Annotated in this window: 4 protein-coding genes; all 4 read right to left on the bottom strand. The window is 32.1% G+C overall.

Annotation, left to right across the window (positions count from 1 at the left end; translation table 11 throughout):
• Positions 1-473: tRNA pseudouridine(38-40) synthase TruA (truA, locus tag QZV12_RS13490; RefSeq protein ID WP_295622684.1), on the bottom strand; the 473-nt coding region annotated here is incomplete at its 3' end.
• Positions 474-1122: 649 nt separating this feature from the next.
• The gene (locus tag QZV12_RS13485) at positions 1123-1629 is read right to left on the bottom strand and encodes a GNAT family N-acetyltransferase (protein WP_292880473.1); all 507 of its coding nucleotides are present in this window, start codon (positions 1627-1629) and stop codon (positions 1123-1125) included.
• Positions 1630-1664: 35 nt separating this feature from the next.
• A complete protein-coding gene (locus tag QZV12_RS13480; protein ID WP_295622682.1) occupies positions 1665-2546 on the bottom strand; it encodes an ABC transporter permease in 882 nt (293 codons plus the stop codon).
• Positions 2539-2787: ABC transporter permease subunit (locus QZV12_RS13475; RefSeq protein ID WP_295622680.1), on the bottom strand; the 249-nt coding region annotated here is incomplete at its 5' end. The genes QZV12_RS13475 and QZV12_RS13480, both read right to left, overlap by 8 nt.

Genomic DNA, 2787 nt, shown 5'->3' with positions numbered 1-2787 from the left:
ACTTTGGTGACCTTAATGTCATCAATTGTTCTTGTGGTTGTCTTTTGAAAACGTTTGGTGAAATTAGTGAAATTATGGGTTCCTTTAAAAATTTCAGCACATTCCCTAAGTTTGTCAATATCCAAATCCTGAAACAGCATATACCTATACTGCCTCATTTGAGCATACCTTGGCTTAAAAGCGTATCTGACAGGAGCGCTAGCTAAAATTTGAATATCATCAGGCAGGGAATTATTAATTTCATTTACCCTTACGTCCTTTTCTGATTGAAAACTGATTACATTGCCTAGACTGTGGACACCCGCATCGGTTCTGCCTGCAATCCTAAATCTGGATTTTTTTAAATCGTCAATATAGTCCAGTTTGCGCAGATGATAAATCAGTTCCTCTTCGACAGTCCTTAAATCAGGTTGTCTTTGAAAACCATGAAAATTAGTTCCGATATATCCAATTTTTAATGCTGTTCGCTTCATCACTCATATATTGAATATTCTGTAAAATAAACTTTGGGAAAAAGAAGGAGGAAAATAAATAGCTATGGCCAATAGCTATTTAAATACGGCAGTATTACTTTTTTAGTACCTCCAGTTTTAGAAATTGAGGAGATTCATTTCTACGGAATTATAGGAACTATCCTTTTTTTAGAAGATTATTTGTTGCTTTCAAATCATTCCCATCAACCATTGAAATGAAAAAGAGATAATTAAAATCAGACAAGAGTAGAGTATTTATGAATTGATTTCAATTATCAATTACTTTTACTTAGTAATCAATTTAATGTAAAAAGTAATAAGCATATAAATTTTATTAAATTATTTTTTCAATAAATATCATCCATTTTCATGAAAAAGAGTTATTTAACTATGATTTCAAAAAATTAAAAATAATTCCAAGTTTTAAATGAAATGGAGCATTCTTAGAAAAAATTATTATTGAAATAATACTTTGTTATTTTAAAAAAATACTTAAAAATTAAAAAAAAGAGTTATTAGAAAATTAATTAAGAAATTAATGATATAAAATCAATTTTTAAGAAATATAAACAAAATTAAACAAGAAATATTGAATTAAACTGGAAAAAATTAATATTTAAAGTAATACTTTTTTAAAAAATAATACTACTTAACTTAAACATTTTTCCATATGGGTTGTTTCATCATAGTCATCTTCTTCCAGAACTATTTTATAACCCAAAGATTTCCAGAAAGGCAAAGCAGCATCAAGATACCTGTGAGTATGCAAATAGATTTTGCTGTATCCTTCAAGCTTGGAAAACGATTCAATTTTGCCTACAAGTTTACGGGCCAGACCATACCTTCTGTAATTTTCATCAACCATCAGCCTCCAGATACTGGCAGTATCCTCTTTAGAGTACATTCCCCTAAAATATTCATAGTCCTTGTCATAGGCTCTGATTCCTGCAGTTGCAACAATCTTATCACCATCATATGCAATGAAAAAGCTATTGCATGAAGGATTGATGTAATATTCTTCAATACCCTCTATATCATAATGAAATCTCATGTCGGGACCAATGCCATATTCCTTTTTAATCTGGTCATATAAAAAAGATTTGACATCTTCTATTTCAGTGCCGTCGTTGTCAATTTCCTTAATAACAAATTCCATAATATCACTTAAAAAAAAGAGAATAAAAAAATCACTTATTCCTGTGCAGTTTCAGGATTGAGCAATTTTTCTACATTTTCCCCAATTAAATCAAACAATAACACTATAATTAACAATGACATACCCGGATAAAAGGCCAACCACCAATATCCAGAAGACAAGTAATTCATTGATTCTGCTAAAATTACACCAATAGCAGGTTCATGAGGAGGCAAACCGAATCCCAGGAATGTGATTGCAGCTTCATGCATGATTGCATGCGGAAACATCAATATAACTCCAACAATAATCTGTGAAACTATTAATGGGAATATATGTTTGGTAGCAATCCACACTTTAGATTTACCCAGATTTTCCGCTAGATGAATATATTCTTTAGTTCTAATCTCTTTAACTTCAGATCTTAAAACCCTTGCAAGAGGAGTCCAATGAGTTAAACCGACACCCATGACAACACCTATTATACCTCCACCAAACATTATTGAAATAAGTATAATCAAAAGAATATGTGGAATTGAACCAAATAGGTCTATGATTCCAGCAACGGTTTCATCTGCGAATCTATTGAAACTGGAAAATAATCCAAGAACAATAGAAATAAAAGTACTTACTACAGATGCAATAAAACCAACCATTACAGATGCAATAAAACCAACCATTATACTCAAGCCAAGCCCTGCAATTGTACGTTGAAACATGTCTCTTCCCATCCAATCAGTTCCGAAGAGATGTTCCAAAGAGGGCATCTGATTTGCATTGACAAAGCTTGTCGGAATATCTTTGATAAAATAACCTGAAATAAAAACAGATAGGATAACTATTGCAGAAAGTGCAATGATTACTAAAGTTTTAGTTCTAAGATTTGCGGGATATAAAAACCATTGCCTTTTATCATCACTCTGCCTTTTTTTAATCATTGAACTCACTCTCCTTGATTCTTGGGTCAATTAAGTAATATGATAAATCTGCAAGCAAGTTTCCAATAAATACGAATATTGCACTGAATATTACAATTCCTAAAAATAATGGGACATCACTGCTGAGACCTGCGGCTACAGCCGTTTGCCCAACACCAGGATAGGAAAATACCTGTTCCACAAGTACTGCCCCACCAAAGAGTTCACTGAAAGACAAAAACTGCAATGTCACTGCAGGCAA

This window comes from uncultured Methanobrevibacter sp. (genome assembly GCF_902769175.1).
Classification (GTDB): domain Archaea; phylum Methanobacteriota; class Methanobacteria; order Methanobacteriales; family Methanobacteriaceae; genus Methanobrevibacter.
This window is presented reverse-complemented; position numbering and strand designations above follow the sequence as displayed.